A 21,639-nucleotide genomic window follows, 5' to 3' on the forward strand; every position below is an offset into this window, starting at 1 on the left:
GCGCGCTTGCTGGCTAAGCGCGGTGTTCTTGAGACCATCGCGAGCGAGCTCGCTCCCACAGGGTTAGTGGGTGTACGCAGTATTTGTGGACTACCGAATCTACTGTGGGTGTACGCAGTATTTGTGGACTACCGAATCTACTGTGGGAGCGGGCTTGCCCGCGAAAGCGGTAGTTCAGCCACCGATGATGTTGGCTGTGCCGACGCCTTCGCGAGCGAGCTCGCTCCCACAGGGTTAGTGGGTGTACGCAGTATTTGTGGACTACCGGATCTACTGTGGGAGCGGGCTTGCCCGCGAAAGCGGTAGTTCAGCCACCGATGATGTTGGCTGTGCCGACGCCTTCGCGAGCGAGCTCGCACAGGGTTAGTGGGTGTACGCAGTATTTGTGGACTACCGAATCTACTGTGGGAGCGGGCTTGCCCGCGAAAGCGGTAGTTCAGCCACCGATGATGTTGGCTGTGCCGACGCCTTCGCAGGCAAGCCCGCCCACAGGGATTTTCAGTGGGCACAAGAACTGTGTTTGGCCCCTACAACACCAATGTAGGAGCCGTCTCGCTCCTGCAGTCAGCGGTGGCCGGAGATGCATTTTCGTTCAATGACCGTCCACAAGACGTGGCAATCCCAAGGGATTGCCCTCACGCAAAACCTCCGGCAGCAGCTCATCCGGAAACCCCTGGTAAGCCACCGGGCGCAGGAAGCGCTCGATGGCGGTCATGCCCACCGAGGTGAAGCGGCTGTCCGAGGTGGCCGGAAACGGCCCGCCATGCACGGTGGCAAAACACACTTCCTGCGGATGGGCGAAGGCGTTGACCACGATGCGCCCGGTGCGTCGCTCCAGGGTTGGCAGCAGGCGACGGGCCAGTGGCAGGTCGTCCTGTTCAAGGTGCAGGGTCGCGCTGAGTTGCCCCTTGAATGAGCGCGCTACCCGTAACAGCTCCGCTTCATCCCGGACCTTCACCAGCAGCGCGGACGGGCCGAATACCTCCTGGGAAAGCGCCGGTTCGGCGAGAAAATGTTCGCCCTCGACTTCGAACAGCGCCGAACGGCCATCGACTTCAGCGGTGGCGGTCGAGCCCACGGCGACGAGGCGGGCGCCGGCGTTTTCCAGGGTGCGCAGCCCGTTCAGATAGGCCCCATGGATGCCCGGTGTCAGCATCGTGCGCGCCGGTGCTGCGCTCACGCGTTGGCTCATGGCGTGGCGCAGTGCTGCAAACCCTGCGCCCTCGACGGCCAGCAGGATCGCCGGCTTGAGGCAGGCTTGCCCGACGTTGACCAGCATGCGCTCGACAAAGCCATCGCCAATCGCCGCGCCGCGTTCGGCCAGTGCCTGGGGCAGGATAAAGGTCGGGTTGACGCTGGTCATTTCGGCGAAGACCGGAATCGGCTCGGGGCGCAATTGCGCACGCCGATACAGCGCCATGCCACCCTGTTCGGAACCGGTGAAGGTCACGGCCTTGATCAGCGGATGATCGACCAGCGCTTCGCCGATGGCATTGCCGCCGCCACGCACCATGGAGAACACGCCTTCGGGCAATCCGCAGTCTTGCACCGCCTGGCGGATCGCCCGGGCCTGGATTTCCGAGGCGCCGGGATGCGCGTTGTGCGCCTTGAGAATGACGGTCGATCCCGCCGCCAGCGCCGACGCGGTATCGCCACCGGCCACCGAATAGGCGATGGGGAAGTTGCTCGCGCCGAAAATCGCCACCGGGCCGATGGCGATTTTTTGCAGGCGATGATCCATGCGCGGGCGTGGCTGACGCTCGGGTTGCGCCGGGTCGATGGCCAGTTGCAGGAAATGCCCCTTGCGCACCACATCGGCGAACTGACGGAACTGGGTGGCCGCCTTGATTGCCTCGCCTTCCAGTTGCGCCTCGGGCACGCCGGTTTCCAGGGCGGCCCGTGCCGCCAGCGCCGTGCGAACACGGTCGAGGTTGTCGGCGATGCGTTCGAGAAACGCCGCCCGCACGGCGAGCGAGGTATGGCTGTACACATCGAATGCTTCATCGGCCAGTATCGCCGCCCGGTCGACATCGGCCACGCTACCCAATGCGAACGCCGGTTCAATCGGCTGGTTGGTCGCGGGATTGAGCGCCTTCAGGGTGCCTTCGCTGGCGCCGACTTCACGGGCGCCGATCAGCAGGTTGCCGGTCAACTGCATCACGCACCTGCCTGTGCCAGTGCGGCAACCAGTTCATCGGTGGTCAGGATGGCGTGAGCGAAGGTCGGGCCGTTCAGCTCATGGGCCGAATGCATCATCTCCGGCTTGAAGGCCGCGGTCGCGTCCCGTACCAGAGTGACGTGATAGCCAAGTTCCTGAGCGTAACGGGCGGTGGCCTCGATGCAGGTGTTGGCCAGCAGGCCGACGATGATCACGTGGGTGATACCCTTTTGCTTGAGGCGAAAATCCAGGTCGGTATTGGCAAAGCCGCTGGAGCCCCAATGTTCCTGAACGATGATGTCGCCGTCCTGCGGCGCGAAGTCGGGGTGCCATTCGCCGCCCCATTCCCCGCGTGCGAAGTGGTGCATGTGCATGATCTTGCACTGGGTGGGGCTTGGGTGATCCCAGTTTTCGTAGTCGCCTTTTTCCCAGCGGTGATGCGGTACGATGACCACCGGAATGCCGAGCCCGCGAACGGTGCGATCAAGCGTACGCAGGTTATCGAGCAGGCCGACTTGCTTGGCAATGGGCTCGATCAAGGGGTAGATCTTTCCGCCTTCCGACAGAAAATCGTTGTAGGGGTCGACCAGCAGATAGGCCGTCCGATCAAGAGGGTAGGTGGCGTTGGACATGGCGGTGCTCCGCAAGATAATCCGTGGATGATGAAGTGTAGTTGCCAGCAATTCACGTAGATATGATAATCATAGTAACTAGGCAAGAGGCAATACCGCATGTCGGTGAAAGCAACCGTTTCTGAAACCCTGTGCCCGATTTCCCGGGCCGAAGCCGTCGTGGGCGACCGTTGGACGGTGCTGGTGCTGCGTGAGTTGTTCATGGGCAGTCATCGCTTCGATGAAATCCAGGCGCAGACCGGCGGTACGCCGCAAATGGTCGCGGCACGCTTGAAGAGCATGGAGACCGACGGGCTCCTGGAGCGACGTGCCTACAGCGAACGGCCCAAACGCTACGAATATCACCTCACGGAAAAGGGCGATGCGTTCTACTCGGTGGTGCTGGCGCTGCGGGCCTGGGGCGAAACCTGGTGCAAATCGCCCGAGGAAGGTTTGGCGGTGGTCTATACCCACCGCAGTTGCGGCGAGCCCGCCGGCCTCGGTCCGCTGTGCGCCCATTGCGGGCAGCCCTTGCGCCGCGCCGACCTGATCAGTGAACCGAGTGCCGCCTATGTCGCCGAACGCAGCGCCCGGCGCGAAGCGTTCAAGGCCTAGCGGCGGGTTTGTATCGGCAGGTATCCGCAACGCCCGCCGTTACCCGGGCATACAAAACCGGGGTTTCCAGACACCCTGGCGATACACGGCGGCCTTCAAATGCAATCACCGGCACCGTGTCATTTTCGGCGCGGCTGGCCAGGGTTCAACTGGAGGAAAGGCAATGTTGCGTATCAACACCCGTCACACCATCGGCAAGCTGGGCATTGCCCTGGCCGCTGCAGGGCTTGCGACTTTCGCGAGCTTCTCTCAAGCCCAGGAAACACAGGCGGCCCCGGCGATGAAAAGCTGGCAGCAGGGCCTGCATCGCACTGATCTGATACGCGAAGACCTGGGCGCCGCCGATCGCGAAGTCACTCAGGTGCTCGTGGACTTCGACCCGGGCGTGACATCACCCAAACACGCTCACCCTGGCGTGGAAGTGGCGCACGTGATCAGCGGTACCTTCGAGTATCAGTTGGAAGGGCGGGCACCGGTGACGCTCAAGGCCGGTGATTCGTTGTACATCCCTGAAGGCGTCGCCCATGTGGCGAAGAACGTGGGCCAGGACAAGGCCTCGGAACTGGCAACCTATATCGTCAAGAAAGGCCAGCCACTGCTGATCCTGAAGGAGTAGGTAAACTGTGGGAGCGAGCTTGCTCGCGATGGTCGTTAACGATAACGCGTGCTTACTGGCTAAACGCGGCGCTCTCTAGACCATCGCGAGCAAGCTCGCTCCCACAACAACAACAACAACAACAACGATTGCGGTGTTCAGAAAGCCTGGCCTGACCGGTATCAAGACGTCAGGCCAGGCTTTCTTGCGTCGATCAAACCAGATTGATCTCGACGTCGATATTGCCGCGGGTCGCTTTGGAGTACGGGCAAGTCTGATGCGCCAGTTCCACCACGCTGCGTGCGATGGCCGGGTCCAGGCCCGGCAGGCTGACATTCAGGCGGGCTTGAAGGAAGAAAGCGTTTTCGGACTTGCCCAGATCGATTTCGGCATCCACCGCCACGTCGCTCGGCAAGGCCACTTTCAGCGCGACGCACGCCTTGCCCATCGCCCCGATGAAACAGGCCGACCAACCCGCCGCCAGCAGTTGCTCAGGATTGGTGCCGGTACCCGAAGCGCCGGGAGGCGAAAGCTGGATGTCCAGGCGTCCATCGGTGCTGCGCGCCTGACCGTCGCGGCCGCCGGTGGTGTGGGTCTTGCCGGTGTACAGCACGGTATCGATTGCATTGATCATGGTGTTTTTCCTGTCAGTGGGTCGCTGGAATGCTCGGAAAACCTGCGCTTTCCGATGCGCCCCACTTTTTCATTTCCATGTAGTGCCCATATGTCCTGAACCTGGGGATGTGTATCGCTGTGTAGGGTGGCCGGGGGGACATACAGTTCGATACAAACCGCTGGAATGCGCGCGGCGCCGGAGTTTATTGACTGCAAACCTCCCACACACAACCGCGCAGCCAGCGATGCGCCGGGTCGGCGTCCATGCGCGGGTGCCACAGCATCGACACCGTGATCGGCGGCGTGGGGAAGGGCAGAGCAAAGCAATGCATGCCCTGGCACAGGTTGCCGACGTGCCGCTGCGGTACGCTGGCGACCAGATCTGAAGCCCGCGCCAATGCAATCGCGGATGAAAAACCGGCGACGAGGGTGATGATCTCCCGCTTCAGCCCCAACTCATTCAAGGCATCGTCCATGACACCTTTTTCGTGGCCCCGGCGTGAAACCAGGATGTGCCGGGCGTCGGCATAACGCACCGGTGTGACTTCACCCTGAGCCAGCGGATGGCCCTCGCGCACCACGCCAATGAAGCGGTCGCGAAACAGCATCCGGGTCCGCACTTCCGGGCTGGTGGATTCGTCGATCACGCCGGTTTCCAGATCCACCGAACCGTCGCGCAGCAGGGTGCTGTCCTTGTTCAGCTTCTGCACGAAATTCAGGCGGACACCGGGCGCCTCCCGACTGATACGGGCGATCAGTGGCGCGCCGAAATTCTCCACGAAGCCATCGCTGGTGCGCAGGGTGAAGGTGCGCGCCAGTTGATCGAGGTTAAGTGCCTCGGCGGGGCGCAGGACGGCTTCGGCGTCCTGTACCAGCAGGCCGACGCGTTCACGCAACTCCAGCGCTCGGGGTGTGGGGACGAGCCCGCGTCCGGCCCGCACCAGCAACGGATCGCCCGTGGTTTCGCGCAACCGCGCCAGCGCCCGGCTCATGGCTGACGGGCTCAGGCGCAAACGCTGCGCGGCGCGGGCCACGCTGCCTTCTTCGAGCAACACGTTCAGGGTGATCAGCAGATTCAGGTCGGGCATGGAATGGGTTCCTGTGGGAGCAGGTCTGTGGTGAGGGGGGCTGTGATTAGGGGGCTTGTGGTGAGGGACCTGTGGCGAGGGGGCTTGCCCCCGTTGGGTTGCGAAGCAGCCCCAAAATCTCTGATGCACCAAAGATCTTGTGAGTGCTACGCACTCAAACGGGGGCAAGCCCCCTCGCCACAGGTCCCTCAACACAGCCCCTCACCACAAGCCCCCCCTCACCACAGGCCTGCTCCCACACTGGTTTGTGGGTAGGTGGCGTCTGGTGCATGTATTCAGTGCAAACGCTGCGTCTTCCGCCATGTTATGGCTGGGCTTAGGCTCCAGACAACCTGTTTGCGGAGTCGCAAGAAAATGAAGTCCATATCGATTCGGGGCGCGCTGGCCAGCCTGTCGCTGTCCATGCTGCTGTCATCCCTGGGCACGAGCATTGCCAATGTCGGTTTGCCGACACTGGCCGCCGCGTTTTCGGCCTCTTTCCAGCAAGTGCAATGGGTGGTGCTCGCTTACCTGCTGGCGATCACGGCGCTGATCGTCAGTGTCGGGCGGCTCGGCGACATCATTGGCCGTCGGCGTTTGTTGTTGATCGGGATGGGTGTGTTTACCGCCGCTTCAGTCCTGTGCGCCGTCTCATCCAGTCTCGGGTGGCTGATTACCGCCCGGGCCCTGCAGGGCATCGGCGCGGCCATCATGATGGCGTTGACCCTGGCGCTGGTGAGCGGGGCGGTGCCCAAGGCAAAACTGGGCAGTGCGATGGGCCTGCTCGGCACGATGTCGGCGATTGGCACCTCGCTCGGCCCGACCCTCGGCGGTTTCTTGATTGCCCATTCGGGGTGGCAGGCGATTTTTCTGCTCAATGTGCCCTTGGGTGTTTTGGCGATGGGACTCGCGCAGCGTTTTCTGCCGAAAGATGACCCTGAGAAAAGGGCGGATCGAGCGGGTTTCGATGTCCTCGGCACCCTGATGCTGGTCCTGACGCTGCTGGCCTACGCGCTGGCGATGACCCTCGGGCGCGGCAGTTTTGCTCCGCTGAACCTGGCACTGCTGCTGGTGGCCGTGGTGGGGGCGGGCGTGTTTGTGTTCGTCGAGCGCAGCGCCGAGTCGCCGCTGGTTCGACTGACGATGTTCCGCAATGTGCAGCTGAGCGCAGGTTTCGCCATGAGCCTGCTGGTGACGACCGTGGTCATGGCCACCCTGGTGGTGGGGCCGTTTTATCTCACCGGCGCACTGGCGCTGAATGCAGCGAGCGTTGGCCTGGTGATGTCGACGGGTCCGCTGGTCGCCGCACTGGTCGGGGTCCCGGCGGGTCGATGGGTCGACAGATTGGGCGCACATCGATCCGGCACGCTTGGATTGCTGGCCATGCTGACCGGTGCTTGCATCCTGCCCGCCGTGCCGACGAACTTCGGTGCGGCCGGCTACATCGTGCCCCTGGCGGTCATGACCGCCGGTTATGCGCTGTTCCAGGCGGCCAACAATACCGCCGTGCTGTCGGCCATCGCGCCGCAAGAGCGCGGCGTGGTCTCCGGTCTGCTCGGGTTGTCGCGCAATCTCGGCCTGATCACCGGCGCTGGCGTGATGGGCGCCGTGTTCGCCTTCGGCACCGCCAGCCACGATGTTTTGCAGGCGCCACCTGAGGCCATCGCGCAGGGGATGCGCTTGACGTTTGCGGTAGCGGCGGGGTTGATCTGCATCGCCCTGGCGATTGGCGCGGTCAGCAAAATCGTTTCACGGCGCCTGATCGCGTCGTGTTGAAAAACGGCGCGACTGTCGTGAAAACGACCTGTTTGCGCTGAACGCGAAGCCTTGTGAGTTTTCTGTTGAACGAGTGTTCAGTCTGGACTATGTTGAGGGCCACCTTCCCCCGGCTGGTTGCGGGCTTGCGTTTCTTCAATTCGAACGAGGCACTGGCATGCGGTTTTCACCCTTTGTAGAGCGGATCAGTGGCCAAGGCGTTGCCGCCTGGGATATTCACTACGCGGCCAACGCGGCACAGCGCAAAGGCGAGGACGTGATCATCCTCAGCGTCGGCGACCCGGATTTTCCCACCCCGGATTTCATCACCGATGCCGCCATCCACGCCTTGCGCGAAGGGGATACCCACTACACCGAAATCGCCGGCCGCCAGGCCCTGCGTGAAGCCATCGCCGGCCGCTACAGCCGGTTGATCGACCGCGAACTGCAGGCCTCGAACATCATTCTCACCGCCGGTGCGCAGAACGCCTTGTTCGCCACCTCGATGTGCCTGCTCGGTGCCGGCGACGAAGTGATCGCCCTCGACCCGATGTACGTCACCTACGAAGCCACGCTCAAGGCGTCCGGTGCCACGCTGGTGCGGGTGCCCTGTGCGGCGGACTCGGGTTTCCGCCTCGATGCCGCCGTATTGGCCAAGGCCATCACCCCGCGCACCCGGGCGATTTTCTTCTCCAACCCGAACAACCCCACCGGTGTGGTACTGGGTCGCGAAGAGCTGCAAGCCATCGCCGACCTCGCCATCGCCCATGACCTGTGGGTGGTGGTGGACGAGGTCTACGAGAGCCTCGCCTACGAGCGCGAACACCTGAGCCTGGCGGCGTTGCCGGGCATGGCCGAGCGCTGCGTGGTGATCGGCAGCCTGTCGAAATCCCATGCCATGACCGGTTGGCGCATCGGCTGGGTCGTGGCCAACGAAGCCCTGGTCAACCATGTCGAAACCCTGGTGCTGAGCATGCTGTACGGCTTGCCCGGTTTCGTCATGGAAGCGGCGCTCAAGGCCGTGCAGTCCCATGAAGAAGTCACCCACGGCATGCGCGAGATCTATCGCCGGCGCCGCGATCTGGTGGTGTCCGGCCTGGCCGATTGCCCGGGCATCAGCGTGCTCAACCCGGATGCCGGCATGTTCGTGCTGGTGGACGTGCGCGGCACCGGCCTGACCTCGCTGGAATTCGCCTGGCGCCTGCTGCGTGAAGCCGGTGTCTCGGTCCTGGATGCCGCGGCATTCGGTGAGCCGGCCCAGGGTTTTGTACGGCTTTCGTTCACCCTCAGCGAAGAGCGACTGGCCCAGGCCTGCCAGCGCATTCGCGGCTTTGTCCAGGTGCTCAACGGCGAAGCGCCGAGGCCGGTGATCGGCACGGTGACCAGTACCGCAACCGTCGAGCCGACCGCGGCCAGGACCATGATCGAGGTCGATCGCCTGCACAAACGCTTCGGCAATATCGAAGTGCTCAAGGGCGTCTCCCTGACCGCCCGCGAAGGCGAGGTGATCTCCCTGATCGGTGCCAGCGGCTCGGGCAAAAGTACCTTGCTGCGCTGCATCAACATGCTCGAAGTGCCGGACCAGGGCCGCATCCTGGTCGATGGCGAAAGCATTCACCTTAACCAGAATCGTCCCGGCGCTCCGCTGGTGTCGGACGCCAAGCAGCTGGTGCGCATCAGGTCGAGCCTGGGCATGGTGTTTCAGAACTTCAACCTCTGGCCCCATCGCACGGTGCTGGAAAACCTCATCGAAGCGCCGACCCAGGTCCTGCGTGAAAGCCGTGCGGAGGCCACCGAACGGGCCGAAGCCCTGCTCGAACGCGTCGGGCTTGCGGCCAAGCGCAACGAGTACCCGGCGTTTCTCTCCGGGGGACAGCAACAACGGGTGGCCATCGCCCGGGCCCTGGCCATGCGGCCCAAGGTCATGCTGTTCGATGAACCCACCTCGGCACTCGACCCGGAACTGGTCGGGGAAGTGCTGCGGGTGATCCGCTCCCTCGCCGAAGAAGGCCGGACCATGATCCTGGTGACTCATGAAATGGCTTTCGCACGCGATGTCTCTTCCAAAGTCGCCTTCCTGCATCAAGGGCTGATCGAGGAAACCGGTTCGCCGGACGAAGTGTTCGTACACCCACGCAGCGAGCGTTGCCGGCAATTCGTCAACGCTCATCAGACTCGCTAACTCATCATAAAAAGACGGGAAAACAACATGGGAAATCGACGTTTTGCAAACTGGTTGACCGGTGCAGCCTGCGTACTGCTGGCCGGCATGAGCGCGGCTCAGGCACAGCCGATCCGTTTCGCGGTGGCCGCCGAACCCTATCCGCCGTACACCGAAAAGCAGGCCAACGGTGAGTGGAAGGGCTTTGAAGTCGACCTGATCCACAAGCTGTGCAGCGAAATGAAAGCCGATTGCGAGATCAAGGAAGTGGCGTGGGACGGCATCATTCCGTCGCTGCTGGCGAAGAAGATCGACGTGATCTTTTCTTCGATGTCGGTGACCGAAGAACGGGAAAAACAGATCGCCTTCAGCAAGGCCTACTACGATTCGGCGATTGCCGTCGTCGGCCCGAAAGAGACGTCGGTGAAGAAGTACCCGGATGACCTGAAGGGCAAGATCATCGGCGTGCAGAACTCGACCGTGAGCGCCAGCTACCTGAAGACCTACTACGAAAAAATCGCCGACGTTAAGTACTACGACACCCAGGACTCGGCCAACGCCGACCTGATTGCCGGGCGCATCGACCTGATGATGGCCGACGGCACCGCCATGGCTTCGTTCGTCAAGACCCCGGATGCCAAGGACCTGGCCTACCTCGGCACCGTGCCCTATGACCCGATCTTCGGCAAAGGCGTAGGCGCCGGCCTGCGCAAGGACGACACCGAACTCAAGGCGAAACTCGACAAGGCCATCCAGGAATTGCTGGCGAGCAAGGACTACGACGAGCTGTCCCAGAGCTACTTCGGCACCAGCGTGAAGCCGGCGTTCTGACGACGGGCTAAACGCAAGTCCTGAGGAAAAGCAGATCCCTGTGGGAGCGAGCTTGCTCGCGATAGCGGTGGTTCAGTCAGCATTGATATTGACTGGCATGGCCTCATCGCGAGCAAGCTCGCTCCCACAGAATCCGGCGGTGTGTTCATGACCGCATACTGGAGACTGAAATGCCGGCAATGTTCGATCTGATCAATTTCACCGAGCAGGGATGGGGCAGTGCGCTGTTGAAGGGGCTCTGGATGACCCTGCAGATTTCCGCCGGGGCCTTTGTGCTCGGGCTGGCCATCGGGCTGGTGGTGGCGTGCCTCAAGCTGGGCGCGCCGAAGCCGATTGCGGCGCTGATGCGCGGCTACACCACCTTGTTCCGCGCGGTGCCGGAGCTGCTGCTGATTCTGTTGCTGTACTACGTCGGCTCCATGCTCCTCAACTCGCTGATGACCAAACTCGGCTACGGCGTGGTGAACGTCAGCGGTCCGCTGGCGGCCATCGTCGTGCTGGGGTTGGTGCAGGGCGCCTACGCCTCGGAGATTTTCCGCGCGGCGATCCAGGCGATTCCCTTTGGCCAGATCGAAGCGGCCAAGGCGTTCGGCCTCAACGGTTTCGGTCTGTTCCGCCGGGTCACGCTGCCGATCATGGCGCCTTACGCCATGGCCGGGATGGCCAACCTGTGGATCAACCTGATCAAGGACAGCGCGCTGATCAGCGTGGTCGGCACCAACGAGCTGCTGTACACCGCCAAGCAAGGCGCGGGTTCGACGCGCCACTACCTGTTGTTCTACCTCACGGCTGCCGCGCTGTACTACGCGGTGACCTTGGCGTCGAACTATCTTTCGGGACGGTTGGAGCGACGCATTCGTCGCTGGATGCCTCTTGTTGACTGAACCGGCAGAGAGAATGAAATGATTCCAGCGTGGATAGTTGAATACGGGGCGCTGTTGGGCCGGGGGCTGCAAACCACCCTCATCATTCTGTTGGTTTCCTGTGTGTTCGGTTACCTGCTGGCGGTGCTGGTGGCGCTGGCGCGGATCTCGAAAAACAAGGTGATCGCCAAGGTCAGCCTGTTCTACACCAGCGTCACGCGCGGCACGCCGCTGCTGATCCAGATCTACATCTACTACTACGGGCTGGGCAGCCTGTTTGCCCAGTTCCCGCTGATTCGTGGCAGCTTCCTCTGGCCGTACCTGCGCGATGGCTACTGGTACATCGTGTTCGCCCTGGTGGTGTCGATGGGGGCCTATGTCGGCGAAGTGATTCGCGGTGGCCTGCTGGCGGTGCCCAAGGGTGAAATGGAAGCCGCGTCGGCCTTTGGCATGACCGCGCGCCAGTCGTTGCTGCGGGTGCGCTTGCCCCGGGCCCTGCGCCTGCTGTTGCCGACCCTGGCGGGGGAAACCGTGATGCTGCTCAAGTCCACGGCACTGGCCTCGACCATCGCCGTGATCGACCTGCTCGGCGCCGCCAACGTGGTCCGCGCGCAAACCCTGCAAGTGTACGAACCCCTGTTGCTGGTGGCCGGGGTCTACGTCTGCCTGACCTTCCTGATCGAAGCGCTGTTTGCCTTCGCCGAGCGGCGCGGAACGCCCGTGCGCAGGTCCGCCTGATGAGCTCGTCGAACGTCGATCGCTCGCTGCAGGGCATTGGCCTGTGCACCCTGGGCTATGCGTTCCTGTCATTGCAGGATGCGGTCATCAAGTGGCTGGTGGCCGATTATTCAGTGGTCACCATTCTGTTCTGGCGCGCCGCCGTGGTGGTCGTGGCCGTGCTGCTGGCGGGGCGTTCGCGGGTTATCCAGCGCGCCTGGCATTCGCCGAGCCGGCGCCTGCTGGTGGTGCGCGGCTTGCTGTCGATAGTGGCCTGGGTGCTGTACTACACAGCGGCCCGGGACCTGACCCTGGCCGAGATGACCACCCTGTATTTTTCCGCGCCGATCATGGTCACGGTGCTGGCGGCGGTGATTCTCAAGGAGCGCGCCAGCGGCTGGCAGTGGTTCAGCCTGATCGTCGGGTTCGTCGGGGTGATCATTGCCTGTCGCCCCGACCACATGACCGAGCCGTTGCCGATCGTCCTGACCCTGCTGGCGGCGATGTGCTGGGCGTTCACCTACATCCAGCTACGTCAGGTGGATGACCAGACCTCCGTGCTCGAACAGATGCTGATCACCAACGTGGTGTTTGTGATTTGCATGGCGGTGGCGCTGCCGTGGACTTACACACCCTCGCCGACACCGGCCTGGCTGGGCATGCTCGGCGCCGGGCTGGTAGGCGGCATCGGCCAGTTCCTGCTGTTCGCCAGTTTCCGCCGCGCCACCGCGACCTTGCTCGCGCCGTTCGAATACACCGGCTTGATCTGGGCGTTTGCCCTGTCGAGCCTGGTCTGGGGCACGCTGATGGACACGTCACTGATGATCGGCGCCGGGCTGATCGCCGTCAGCGGCACCCTGGCGATGATCTTCGGCCGGCACCCGTCACAGGACGTCGTCGGTGCTGAATGCTCCGTGACGCAGCCCCTTTATCCAGCAACGGCAGATATGCAGTCCGTTGGCGGCGCTGAAGGTCTCGGGGTTCAGGCACCACTCGAGCCAGAGACCGTCGAGCATCGCCGATAGGCCGATGGCGGCCAGGCGCGTGTCGTGAATCACGAAACCTTCGCTGGCCGCCAGTTCATCGAGCAATTGGCTGAGCAGATCGATGTAGGCGCGGTAGGTTTTTTCATGGGACTGGCTGACGTGTTCGGAGTGACGGATCAGGCTCCAGAACACCACCCACACCCCGAGCAGTTTCGGGTCCATGACCCTGGGCGAGAACGAGCCTTCCAGAAAGGCATCGATCTTCTGCGCAGGTGTCTCGGCCTGTTCGATTTCCTGGAGCAGGGCAGTGGTCAGCTCGCTTGCGAGCCGCTGGTAGGTGTCGGCAATCAATGCCTCGATGCTGCCGAAGTGATGGTTGAGCAAACCCACGGAGATCCCGGCGTGACCGTCGCGGCCCAGGCAGCGCACGGTGGCCGCCACCAGCATTTCGCGGCGGTCTTCGGGTTCGGCGCGACGGTTTTTCGGGGCATCGGTTGTCACAAGGCTGTCCCTGGATGAGCTTCCACGCTGTCGAGCTTAGTTGAACACCTGTTCAATCACCAGCCTCGACCGCCGCGATACAGCGTTTTTCAACGGTCATGACAGGAGGGAAAACCAATGCCGCAGGATATTTCGTTCAGTGTCAGCAACAACAACGGCGATGCCGTGCGGGTCGGTGCCTGGCGCTATGCCGGCGACGGCAGCGGGCCGAACGTGCACCTGCAGGCCGGGGTGCATGCCGATGAAATCGCCGGGATGCTGGTCCTGCATGTGCTGATGCAACGGCTACAGATCGCCGAAACCCAGGGCCGGCTCAAGGGCCAGGTAACCGTGGTGCCACAAGCCAACCCACTGGGCATCGGACAGTTTCGCCAGGGCCGGATTCTCGGGCGTTACCACGACGCGACCGGGCACAACTTCAATCGCGCGTTCGACCAGTCGGCGGCCATGGCGCGACCTTCGACCTGCGTCCAGCAATGGCAAAAAAAACTGGTGCAACTGGCCGCCCCGGCCGACGTGATGCTCGACCTGCACACCGATGACGAAGCCCTGCCGTACCTCTACGTGCACCGCAGTTTCTGGCCCCGCGGTCGCGAACTGGCGGCGGCGATGAAGATGGACGTGGCGATCATCTGGGATGACGGCGGCGACGGCTCCTTCGAAGAAACCATCATCGCCCCGTGGCTGCGCGACGGCGTCACAGCAGGGCGCATGGCCGCGACCCTGGAGCTGCGCGGGCAGGGCGACGTCAACGACCGTTTCGCCGAGTCGGATGCCGAAGGGCTGTACCACTGGCTGTGCGCTTTCGGCGTCATCGACGAGTCCGTGGCGCCCGCGGACTGGCCTGTCGAAGCCGTGGAAATGGGCCACATGGAAACCAGCATCGCCCCGCAACCCGGCGTGCTGATCTTCGAAAAAGAGCTGGGAGATTTCGTCGAAGAAGGGCAGCGCTTTGCCCGGATCCTCAGGACCCCGGGTGACCCGACTTCCGAAGTGGTGCTGCATGCCGAACAAGCAGGGCGCCTGGTCACGCGCTATCGCGACCGACTGATCGCCCAGGGCATGGGCGTGGCAAAATTCACCGGCAGCCGGATGTCGCGGCACTGGAGCGGCGGCTTGCTCGACCCGAACTAGCCATCCCCCAACATCAAACACACAACCCCTGTGGGAGCCGGCTTGCCGGCGATGCGATGGTGAACGTGCCGCCGCCATCGCTGGCAAGCCAGCTCCCACAATTGAACGGGTCTATTCACGCGGATCAATCTGATCCAACACCCGATTCGCCGTAATCTCCGCCAGCATCACACTATTGGAAATCCCCAACAGGGCATTGCGCGACCCACCCTCCAGATGATCCACCAACTGATGCACCATCACATCGACCGAGGCCAACGTCTCGACCAGATACACCATCAGCGTTTCGGTATCGGCCTCGGGGTCGACGGTAAACAGAGTGCCAGGCGTGCGCGGTGTGGCTTTGATGTCGGCGGTGGAGGGGACGTGGAAGGCGGATTCGGCGGCTTCGTTGAGCCTGTTTGAATCGGGTTCGCAGGAGGATGTCGGATCGGTGTCCGGCGGGTTGGGGGTGACCTTGAACATGGGAGTCTCCGCTTCATGGTTGAAGCTGCCACGTTCGTTTCCAGACGAAGAGGTGGCAGCTGTACGCAGGCTGGAAACCCGGGGAAACGGCAACCCGGTAGACCCGAAGGTCTCCCGCGCACAGCCGCCATAACGGAGTGCACACTTAAAAGCGTGCAAGCATAGGTTATGAAGGGCGCAGTGGCGCCATTTTCATTTCGGGGTTTCCAGACCCGGCCGCTGAACAGGCAGCGGCACGCGAACGATAGAACCCGACCCCTAGACGCACAAGCCGGCGGATTCTGGCGTACCCGTAGGCAACGACGCAAGGTCTTGTAGCCCGCCGGAAACAACCTACAACCTTTTTAAACAAACGCTCGTGGGCAATCTCGAGCGATCCCCCACGCAAGCAAAAAACATCCCCGGTCAACCGAATACCGGCTTTCGTGTATCGCTGTGTATCAGCGCACGAAATCCGACTACAACCCTACAAAACCCACTCATCACGGATACAGCCCGGATACACCACTGGGGCCAAATAGACCTGCCAAAGCGAGAAGCACAACGCAGCTCGCAACCAGGTTCATCAACCCTTGTGGTACGACCAATAGTGGTCCCGCCACGTCATTGATCCGGAGTATCAACATGTCTCGTATCCAGTCGAACAAAACCCGTATTGGCCTGATCGCTGTAGCACTGGTCGGCGGTATCAACTTCGCATCCTCGGCGTTTTCCGCCGAAGCCTTGCCTCAGGGCTATCAACTGGCCTCCGCCGAGAAGACCAGCGAAGGCAAGTGTGGCGAAGGCAAGTGCGGTGCCAGCGAAGCCAGCGCGCAAAAGACCCAGGCCGAAGGCAAGTGCGGTGAAGGCAAGTGCGGCGATGCATCTTTCGCCCGCACCGACGCCGACCATGACGGCCGCGTGTCGCTCAAGGAACTGCTGGCCGTGGCCCCCAAGGGCACAGAGGAATTCAAGGCGATGGACGCCAACGGTGACGGTTTCCTGTCCGAGGGTGAGGTGTACAAGTTTCGCACCAACCAATACACCTCCAACGGCAAGAAAGTGCCGACTGAGCTGTTTACCAAGTTGAGCCAGGCTAAAGAGTGATCAGTCGCTAACAAAAAAACCTTCCTGTGTTGAGACGCAGGAAGGGTTTTTATGTGGGCAGTAGAAGATTTGGCCTGGGCAGCAAGATCGTCGCAGGCATCTTTATCGCCATCACCTTGTACGTGGTGTTCGATTTTTATGTTAGCAACACATCGGAAAATAAGGAAAGAACGCAGGCCCGAGAAGCCGCCGAACGATGCCGCGAGGAAGTCGATAGCTACTTAGGTCCGGAAGTCGGGAAAAATATCATCGTAGACGTGTGTCGAAAGCTGGAGGACGAATTGCGCAAGAGTTTGAGCCACTCGCCATAAGACAAACCGCTCACCAAACCCGCCATTGAGCGGGCGTTTTTGCCTATGGCATCAGGCAGCAATCGAGCCGACAATCTGCCTCGGGCCGCTTCAGCCCGGAGCCGACATTAGGTTCCGTATATTCTAACGTTGGTAGTCCTGGTGTTTTTATTTGGATAACCGCGGTACTATTTGTAGTGTGAACCCACCAGTAATGTGGAAGCCATCGTGTACCAGAACCCTCTATCAGTCACACAGTTTTTTGTCGCTGGGGGCTTAAATAAAAAACTTACTAAAATATTCCAGCTAATAGCACGACACCAAGTGAGCATCTAATGCAGTTGAAATGTTTATTCTGGAATACGGGGAGAAAAGCTCCTGATTTAGAAATTTCTGAACTGGTAGCATCTTCTGGCGCTAATTTTATTGCGCTTGCAGAATATATAAACGATGGAACAAGCTTGCTTCACGAACTTTCAAGCAAAGGGCTAGATTTTCTTTTAATACCTCAAATCGGCTGCGATCGAATTACATTGATGGTTTCTTCTCACTACTCTTTTATAAGCCACAAGCGAGAAGCAGACCGATACACTATAAAAGAATTAGCTATTCCCGGATTCAATCCGGTTTTACTCGCCTTTGTGCACCTCCCTAGTAAAATGCACGCCAGCGATCTGGATCAAGTTCATATAGCAAGTTTTTTTAAACAGGATCTAGAAAAGGCCGAATTAGAAGCTGGGCATACCAACACTATCGTAACAGGGGACTTCAATATGAACCCCTTCGATGATGGAATGATGTCTGCCGTTGCATTGAACTCACTTCCATGTCTAGTCACGGCAAACAAGAAGGAACGGGTTCTCCATGGAAATACACACAGCTTTTTCTACAACCCAACATGGAATTTACTCGGTGACTTTACTGGTGTGCCAGGGACATATTTCCACTCATCTCCAACATCTCTTTCGCATTACTGGAACACGTTAGACCAAGTCATATTGAGGCCATCAGTTGCAAGCCAGCTTGATAAAACCTCACTTAAAATCCTCACAACTGCAGGCCCAATTGATTTGGTTGGTAAAAAAAATCGCCCTAAAATCAGTGATCATCTACCAATTTTTTTCGCATTTAATTTAGCTTAGGAGTTAAGATGAAAAACCTTTGGCCGTCAGAATTCGAAACGAGCGACCTACCTTCCACTAAAGAACTGCTAGAAGAGCAAGCAAAACTTCTTCCCCAACTCACTAATGACATGGTTCATGCTGACATTGTACAGTTGGACGAGTTTGACATGATCAGATATGGCTTATCGAATGACTTTGGGTACCGATTCGACATTCGAGGGAAGTTTCTCAAAGACTACCGTTTCAATTTATTCAGTTTCTCGCACGACATCACACTATTCCCTGTTGTTTTTAAGCTTGATGAAAAGATCGCCACTGAGGTTGTTGGTAAGCAAGGACTACTACCCACGAGCAAAGTGACAATTAAAGATGCCGAAGAATTAGAAAATCTACTAAGCCATGTTTTTGGGTCGGCACGTCTGAAATCTGTCATAAGTTCAATAATTCGGCTATCTAAATAGTCGTGAGTGTCAGAAAGCTAATTTTGTGGGTAGAAAAATAGGCTCCCTCGGAAAACACTAAACTACGAGACGCCGACTGAAGGCAGCCAATCTGTAACGGCGACCATTTGAATCTACAGCCAATAGCTGTTCTCCACGGAGGGCAGCTATTGGTCGTTTTCAGCCGATCGGGCCCACGAAGCGCGGCGGTCAATCCCATACAAATACCTGCTCAGCTCGAACGCAATCAGTTGACCAAATCCACCCAACCCCCCATCACGCCTTAACCCACCGCTGCCGACTCCAACTACTCAACCCATCAACAGCAAACACCAACACCAACATCGCCAAAATCACCGTACTTGCCTGAGCCTCCTGAAACAGGCTGAGGCTGACATAAAGCATCTGCCCCAACCCCCCAGCCCCAACAAACCCCAGCACGCTGGCCATCCGAATGTTGTTCTCCCAGCGGTACAAAATGTACGCCAACAGCTGCGGAAACAGGTTAGGCAGGGTGCCATAGCAGAAAGCCCAGACCACATTACCGCCCTGCAAACGAATGGCTTCGGCCGGTTGTGGCGGAGTGTTCTCCAGCGCTTCGGCGAACAGGCGGCCGAGTACCCCGGTGGTGTGCATGGCCAGTGCCAGGGTGCCGGCGTTCGGGCCGAGGCCGGCGGCCAGTACCATCAGCGCGGCCCACACCAGTTCGGGAATGGCGCGCAGGCCATTGAGCACAAGTCGCGATGCGCTCTGCAGCAGCCAGCCGAAGCGTCCGGCCGCCGGCAGCGCCAGCAGCAGGCCAAACACCGCTGCGAGCAGGGTGCCGAGGGCGGACATCGCCATGGTTTCCACGGCGCCACGGCCGATGGCTTGCAGGTGGCTGGTGCTCAGGTCCGGGCTGAGAAAGCGCAGCACGTAGGCGCCCATCTGCTTCAGGTTTCCGCTGCCTGTCAGTTCGCCGAGGTCGATGCCCAGATAGCGGAACGAGGCGACGACCGCGGCGCCGATGCACAGGATCAGCAGCAGGTTGATCAGGCGATTCATGCGAACCTCCAGCGCAGCAGACGGCTGATCTGGTCGGCGAACAGCACCAGGACGAAGAAGGTCAGCAGCATGCTCGCCACTTCACCGCCGGCGAACATGCGCAGCGACAGGTCGATCTGCTGGCCCAGTCCGCCGGCGCCGACGAAGCCCATCACCACGGACGCGCGGATCGCGCATTCCCAGCGGTACACGGTGTACGACAGCAGCTCCGCCGCGACATTGGGCAGGATGCCGTAGCAGAACGCCGCCAACCGGCCACTGCCGGCTTGCAGCAGTGAGTGGGCGGGGCGCTGGTCGACCGACTCGAAGATTTCCGCGTAGACCTTGCCCAGCATGCCGCTGTAGGTGATGGCGATGGCCAGCACCCCGGCGGTCGGGCCAAGGCCGACGGCGCGCACGAACAGCAGGGCCCAGACGATTTCCGGCACGCTGCGCAGGAAAATCAGCAGCCCGCGCACCGGCCAGCGCAACAACCGGCCCAGGGCGCTCGGGCGACCACCGCGCGAGGCGGCCGACAGCGACAGGGCGCGGCTGGCGAGCAGGCTGGCGGGCACGGCCAACAGCAAGGCCAGGGCCATGCCGGCGGTGGCGATGGCCAGGGTTTGCAAGGTGGCTTGCCACAACAGCTGGAGGAACTCTTCGCCATGGGCCGGTGGCCAGAAGGCCGAAACGAAACGGCCCATTTCACTCTGGCTGTCGGCCTTGAGCAGCACGCCCAGGTCCAGTTCGCTGAAGTGGATGCCGGGCCACAGCAGGGCCAGCGCCAGCAGGCTGAGCAGCAGGCGGGGCAGGGTGGCCGGGTCTCGTGTATCGCGCGTCAGCATCGGGGAATCTGCAGGCTCAAGGGCGCCACCGGAGCGGGCGGGGATTGCAGTTGCTCGTTGGCGTAGAGCTTGTCGAGCAAGTCGTGGTCGACGTCGGCAGAGGGAAGATCGAAGAGGATCTGGCCGTCGCGCAAACCGATGATGCGCGAGAAGTTGCTCAACGCCAGATCCACCGCATGCAGGCTGGCGACCAGGGTCACCTTGTGTTCCCGGGCGTGGCGGCAGAGGATCGACAGGGTGTGCCCGGCCAGCACCGGGTCCATCGCCGACACCGGCTCATCGGCCAGCAGCACGTCGGGGGCCTGGTACAGCACGCGGGCAATGCCCACGCGCTGCAGTTGGCCACCGGACAATTGCTGGCACTGAGCGAACAGCTTGTCGCCCAGGTCGAGTTTGACCAGGGCCGCGCGCGCGCCGGGCACATCCACCGGATGCAACAGGCTCAGCAGGCTTTTGGCAAAACCCCATTGCCCCAGTTTGCCGGCCAGCACCGCCGTGACCACGCGCTGGCGCGGTGGCAGTGGCGGCGCCTGATGCACCAGGCCGATGCGCGCGCGCAGGCGTTGGCGCTGTCGGGCGCCGAGCTGCCAGGCTTGTTCGCCGAGTACCTCGACCGTGCCGCTGCCGGGGCGCAGGGCGGTGGCCAGCAGGTTCAGCAGGCTCGACTTGCCGGCGCCGGACGGGCCGATGATCGCCACCTGCTCACCGGCGCCGATGTGCAGGTCGACCTCATGCAGCGCCCGCACGCCCGTGTCGTGGGTGAGGCTGACCCGGTTCAGATGCAAGGTCATTTCAGCAGGTCGGCAGCGCGCGCGGCTTCCTCGATGCCCTTGTAGTTCTCAGGCTTGGTCTCGATGAAGCGGCTGGCGGCCTGCAGGTCGAGGATCGCCTTTTGCTCCGGGTTGGCCGGGTCGAGCGCGAGGAAGGCGACCTTGATTTTCTCGGCCAGGGCCGGGTCGAGGGTGCCGCGCACGGTCCAGTTGTAGTCGAAGTAGGCCGGCGTGGTGGCGAAGACCTTGACCTTGTCGGTGTCGACCTTGCCGGCCTTGACCAGTTTTTCCCAGACGCTGGCGTTGAGTACGCCGGCGTCCACTTTGCCCGCCTGAACCCAGGCGACCGTGGCGTCGTGGGCGCCGGAGTAACCGACGCGGCTGAAATAGGTTTCCGGCTTGATGCCGTCCTGCAGCATGAAATAACGCGGCATCAGGCTGCCGGACGTCGACGAGACCGAGCCGAAGGCGAACGATTTGCCCTTGAGGTCGGCCAGGGATTTGACGGCCGGGTCGGCGGTGATGAATTTGCTGGTGAACTGGGCATCCTGTTCACGCTGTACCAGGGGAATGGCATTGCCGGTTTTCAAACGCGCCTGCACGAAGGTGAAACCGCCCAGCCAGGCCATGTCGATACGATCCGTGGCCAGCGCCTCGACCACCGCCGGGTAGTCGGACACCGGTACGAACTCGACCTTCATGCCCAGTTGCTTCTCCAGGTATTCGCCCAGTGGCTTGAACTTGCGCAGCAATTCGGTGGGGGCTTCGTCGGGAATGGCGCTGACCTTGAGGGTCTCGGCAGCCTGTGCCAGCAGGGTGGAAAGGGACAGGGTCAGGCCGACGGCCAAGGCCAGGGTACGTTTGAGCATGGAAGTTCTCCGGTTCAATAGCGGAAAAATGTCGATGCGCCCCGCACAAGCTGATTGCTGCACGACGCTTCGTGAGGGTAGACGAAAACGGCGCGATTATAGGGACTCTTGGGTGAGA

Annotated in this window: 22 protein-coding genes and 1 pseudogene; 13 read left to right on the plus strand and 10 right to left on the minus strand. The window is 61.2% G+C overall.

The features are described from left to right. Positions 1 to 592: 592 nt before the first annotated feature. Both C9422_RS18915 and C9422_RS18920 read right to left on the minus strand, forming a co-directional pair. Positions 593 to 2,158, minus strand: coding sequence for an aldehyde dehydrogenase (NADP(+)) (locus C9422_RS18915; protein ID WP_116581740.1), 1,566 nt, complete (start codon positions 2,156 to 2,158; stop codon positions 593 to 595). Next, a complete protein-coding gene (locus C9422_RS18920; RefSeq protein ID WP_116581741.1) occupies positions 2,158 to 2,790 on the minus strand; it encodes an isochorismatase family cysteine hydrolase in 633 nt (210 codons plus the stop codon). Before C9422_RS18920 ends, C9422_RS18915 begins: the two co-directional genes overlap by 1 nt. Positions 2,791 to 2,889: 99 nt before the next feature. Here C9422_RS18920 and C9422_RS18925 point away from each other — a divergent pair, with 99 nt between their 5' ends. Then, entirely contained in the window at positions 2,890 to 3,384 is a 495-nt protein-coding gene (locus C9422_RS18925) for a helix-turn-helix domain-containing protein (protein WP_116581742.1), read from the plus strand. A 163-nt stretch (positions 3,385 to 3,547) separates the two neighbouring features. Then, positions 3,548 to 4,000: a cupin domain-containing protein gene (locus C9422_RS18930; protein WP_116581743.1), complete on the plus strand. Its 453-nt coding sequence runs from the start codon at positions 3,548 to 3,550 to the stop codon at positions 3,998 to 4,000. 193 nt (positions 4,001 to 4,193) lie between these two features. Here C9422_RS18930 and C9422_RS18935 read toward each other — a convergent pair whose 3' ends face one another. Continuing rightward, a complete protein-coding gene (locus tag C9422_RS18935; protein ID WP_116581744.1) occupies positions 4,194 to 4,613 on the minus strand; it encodes an organic hydroperoxide resistance protein in 420 nt (139 codons plus the stop codon). Between the two features lie 184 nt (positions 4,614 to 4,797). Further along, positions 4,798 to 5,682 (minus strand): LysR family transcriptional regulator, encoded by an 885-nt coding sequence (locus C9422_RS18940; protein WP_116581745.1) that lies wholly within the window; start codon positions 5,680 to 5,682, stop codon positions 4,798 to 4,800. Positions 5,683 to 6,036: 354 nt separating this feature from the next. Between C9422_RS18940 and C9422_RS18945 the strand changes: the two genes are divergently transcribed. The 6 genes from C9422_RS18945 (at position 6,037) to C9422_RS18970 (ending at position 13,013) form a co-directional block, all read left to right on the plus strand. Then, positions 6,037 to 7,437, plus strand: coding sequence for an MFS transporter (locus C9422_RS18945; RefSeq protein ID WP_116581746.1), 1,401 nt, complete (start codon positions 6,037 to 6,039; stop codon positions 7,435 to 7,437). 157 nt (positions 7,438 to 7,594) lie between these two features. Further along, complete coding sequence (locus C9422_RS32780) at positions 7,595 to 9,598, plus strand: aminotransferase class I/II-fold pyridoxal phosphate-dependent enzyme (RefSeq protein WP_116581747.1); 2,004 nt, start codon at positions 7,595 to 7,597, stop codon at positions 9,596 to 9,598. 27 nt (positions 9,599 to 9,625) lie between these two features. Beyond that, positions 9,626 to 10,408: a transporter substrate-binding domain-containing protein gene (locus C9422_RS18955; protein WP_007977783.1), complete on the plus strand. Its 783-nt coding sequence runs from the start codon at positions 9,626 to 9,628 to the stop codon at positions 10,406 to 10,408. A gap of 170 nt (positions 10,409 to 10,578) precedes the next feature. Then, positions 10,579 to 11,292: an ABC transporter permease gene (locus tag C9422_RS18960; protein ID WP_007977785.1), complete on the plus strand. Its 714-nt coding sequence runs from the start codon at positions 10,579 to 10,581 to the stop codon at positions 11,290 to 11,292. Positions 11,293 to 11,310: 18 nt separating this feature from the next. Continuing rightward, on the plus strand, positions 11,311 to 12,009 hold the full coding sequence (locus tag C9422_RS18965; protein WP_116581748.1) for an ABC transporter permease subunit: 699 nt from the start codon (positions 11,311 to 11,313) through the stop codon (positions 12,007 to 12,009). Next, complete coding sequence (locus C9422_RS18970) at positions 12,009 to 13,013, plus strand: DMT family transporter (protein ID WP_116581749.1); 1,005 nt, start codon at positions 12,009 to 12,011, stop codon at positions 13,011 to 13,013. The genes C9422_RS18965 and C9422_RS18970 overlap by 1 nt, the downstream gene beginning before the upstream one ends. Here C9422_RS18970 and C9422_RS32975 read toward each other — a convergent pair. Beyond that, positions 12,969 to 13,421 (minus strand): annotated as a pseudogene (locus C9422_RS32975) (TetR family transcriptional regulator C-terminal domain-containing protein); the annotation flags it as partial. The gene C9422_RS18970 and the pseudogene C9422_RS32975 sit on opposite strands and share 45 nt — an antisense overlap. A gap of 171 nt (positions 13,422 to 13,592) precedes the next feature. Between C9422_RS32975 and C9422_RS18980 the strand changes: the two are divergent. Next, the gene (locus C9422_RS18980) at positions 13,593 to 14,609 is read left to right on the plus strand and encodes a succinylglutamate desuccinylase/aspartoacylase family protein (protein ID WP_116581751.1); all 1,017 of its coding nucleotides are present in this window, start codon (positions 13,593 to 13,595) and stop codon (positions 14,607 to 14,609) included. A 111-nt stretch (positions 14,610 to 14,720) separates the two neighbouring features. Here C9422_RS18980 and C9422_RS18985 read toward each other — a convergent pair whose 3' ends face one another. After that, on the minus strand, positions 14,721 to 15,074 hold the full coding sequence (locus C9422_RS18985; protein WP_116581752.1) for a DUF6124 family protein: 354 nt from the start codon (positions 15,072 to 15,074) through the stop codon (positions 14,721 to 14,723). Between the two features lie 624 nt (positions 15,075 to 15,698). Here C9422_RS18985 and C9422_RS18990 point away from each other — a divergent pair. From C9422_RS18990 to C9422_RS19000, 4 genes are all read left to right on the plus strand, one after another. Then, the gene (locus C9422_RS18990; RefSeq protein ID WP_007977797.1) at positions 15,699 to 16,160 is read left to right on the plus strand and encodes a hypothetical protein; all 462 of its coding nucleotides are present in this window, start codon (positions 15,699 to 15,701) and stop codon (positions 16,158 to 16,160) included. A 53-nt stretch (positions 16,161 to 16,213) separates the two neighbouring features. After that, positions 16,214 to 16,471, plus strand: coding sequence for a hypothetical protein (locus C9422_RS18995; RefSeq protein ID WP_178082427.1), 258 nt, complete (start codon positions 16,214 to 16,216; stop codon positions 16,469 to 16,471). Between the two features lie 314 nt (positions 16,472 to 16,785). Next, a complete protein-coding gene (locus C9422_RS32050; RefSeq protein WP_133249023.1) occupies positions 16,786 to 17,592 on the plus strand; it encodes an endonuclease/exonuclease/phosphatase family protein in 807 nt (268 codons plus the stop codon). 8 nt (positions 17,593 to 17,600) lie between these two features. Next, on the plus strand, positions 17,601 to 18,035 hold the full coding sequence (locus C9422_RS19000; protein ID WP_116581753.1) for a hypothetical protein: 435 nt from the start codon (positions 17,601 to 17,603) through the stop codon (positions 18,033 to 18,035). Positions 18,036 to 18,290: 255 nt separating this feature from the next. Here C9422_RS19000 and phnE read toward each other — a convergent pair whose 3' ends face one another. From phnE to C9422_RS19020, 4 genes are read right to left on the minus strand one after another with little or no spacing between them, the layout of a single operon-like run. Further along, the gene (gene phnE / locus C9422_RS19005) at positions 18,291 to 19,058 is read right to left on the minus strand and encodes a phosphonate ABC transporter, permease protein PhnE (RefSeq protein WP_116581754.1); all 768 of its coding nucleotides are present in this window, start codon (positions 19,056 to 19,058) and stop codon (positions 18,291 to 18,293) included. Further along, entirely contained in the window at positions 19,055 to 19,882 is an 828-nt protein-coding gene (locus C9422_RS19010; protein WP_095967569.1) for an ABC transporter permease, read from the minus strand. The genes phnE and C9422_RS19010 overlap by 4 nt, the downstream gene beginning before the upstream one ends. After that, a complete protein-coding gene (locus tag C9422_RS19015) occupies positions 19,876 to 20,673 on the minus strand; it encodes a phosphonate ABC transporter ATP-binding protein (RefSeq protein ID WP_116581755.1) in 798 nt (265 codons plus the stop codon). Before C9422_RS19015 ends, C9422_RS19010 begins: the two co-directional genes overlap by 7 nt. Further along, positions 20,670 to 21,521: a putative selenate ABC transporter substrate-binding protein gene (locus C9422_RS19020; RefSeq protein WP_116581756.1), complete on the minus strand. Its 852-nt coding sequence runs from the start codon at positions 21,519 to 21,521 to the stop codon at positions 20,670 to 20,672. The genes C9422_RS19015 and C9422_RS19020 overlap by 4 nt, the downstream gene beginning before the upstream one ends. Positions 21,522 to 21,639: the final 118 nt, after the last annotated feature.

Origin of the sequence: Pseudomonas sp. B1(2018) (genome assembly GCF_003097365.1) — a bacterium.
GTDB classification, from domain to species: Bacteria; Pseudomonadota; Gammaproteobacteria; order Pseudomonadales; family Pseudomonadaceae; genus Aquipseudomonas; species Aquipseudomonas laurylsulfatiphila.

Excerpts from the sequence above, each read along its gene's own strand:
- C9422_RS19000 (WP_116581753.1), top strand. The coding sequence starts at position 17,601 with ATGAAAAACCTTTGGCCGTCAGAATTCGAAACGAGCGACCTACCTTCC.
- C9422_RS18945 (WP_116581746.1), top strand. The coding sequence starts at position 6,037 with ATGAAGTCCATATCGATTCGGGGCGCGCTGGCCAGCCTGTCGCTGTCC.
- phnE (WP_116581754.1), bottom strand. The coding sequence starts at position 19,058 with ATGAATCGCCTGATCAACCTGCTGCTGATCCTGTGCATCGGCGCCGCG.
- C9422_RS18990 (WP_007977797.1), top strand. The coding sequence starts at position 15,699 with ATGTCTCGTATCCAGTCGAACAAAACCCGTATTGGCCTGATCGCTGTA.
- C9422_RS18985 (WP_116581752.1), bottom strand. The coding sequence starts at position 15,074 with ATGTTCAAGGTCACCCCCAACCCGCCGGACACCGATCCGACATCCTCC.
- C9422_RS19020 (WP_116581756.1), bottom strand. The coding sequence starts at position 21,521 with ATGCTCAAACGTACCCTGGCCTTGGCCGTCGGCCTGACCCTGTCCCTT.
- C9422_RS32050 (WP_133249023.1), top strand. The coding sequence starts at position 16,786 with ATGCAGTTGAAATGTTTATTCTGGAATACGGGGAGAAAAGCTCCTGAT.
- C9422_RS18925 (WP_116581742.1), top strand. The coding sequence starts at position 2,890 with ATGTCGGTGAAAGCAACCGTTTCTGAAACCCTGTGCCCGATTTCCCGG.
- C9422_RS19015 (WP_116581755.1), bottom strand. The coding sequence starts at position 20,673 with ATGACCTTGCATCTGAACCGGGTCAGCCTCACCCACGACACGGGCGTG.
- C9422_RS18955 (WP_007977783.1), top strand. The coding sequence starts at position 9,626 with ATGGGAAATCGACGTTTTGCAAACTGGTTGACCGGTGCAGCCTGCGTA.
- C9422_RS18930 (WP_116581743.1), top strand. The coding sequence starts at position 3,548 with ATGTTGCGTATCAACACCCGTCACACCATCGGCAAGCTGGGCATTGCC.
- C9422_RS18920 (WP_116581741.1), bottom strand. The coding sequence starts at position 2,790 with ATGTCCAACGCCACCTACCCTCTTGATCGGACGGCCTATCTGCTGGTC.
- C9422_RS18940 (WP_116581745.1), bottom strand. The coding sequence starts at position 5,682 with ATGCCCGACCTGAATCTGCTGATCACCCTGAACGTGTTGCTCGAAGAA.
- C9422_RS18935 (WP_116581744.1), bottom strand. The coding sequence starts at position 4,613 with ATGATCAATGCAATCGATACCGTGCTGTACACCGGCAAGACCCACACC.
- C9422_RS18965 (WP_116581748.1), top strand. The coding sequence starts at position 11,311 with ATGATTCCAGCGTGGATAGTTGAATACGGGGCGCTGTTGGGCCGGGGG.
- C9422_RS18960 (WP_007977785.1), top strand. The coding sequence starts at position 10,579 with ATGCCGGCAATGTTCGATCTGATCAATTTCACCGAGCAGGGATGGGGC.
- C9422_RS19010 (WP_095967569.1), bottom strand. The coding sequence starts at position 19,882 with ATGCTGACGCGCGATACACGAGACCCGGCCACCCTGCCCCGCCTGCTG.
- C9422_RS18915 (WP_116581740.1), bottom strand. The coding sequence starts at position 2,158 with ATGCAGTTGACCGGCAACCTGCTGATCGGCGCCCGTGAAGTCGGCGCC.
- C9422_RS32780 (WP_116581747.1), top strand. The coding sequence starts at position 7,595 with ATGCGGTTTTCACCCTTTGTAGAGCGGATCAGTGGCCAAGGCGTTGCC.
- C9422_RS18970 (WP_116581749.1), top strand. The coding sequence starts at position 12,009 with ATGAGCTCGTCGAACGTCGATCGCTCGCTGCAGGGCATTGGCCTGTGC.
- C9422_RS18980 (WP_116581751.1), top strand. The coding sequence starts at position 13,593 with ATGCCGCAGGATATTTCGTTCAGTGTCAGCAACAACAACGGCGATGCC.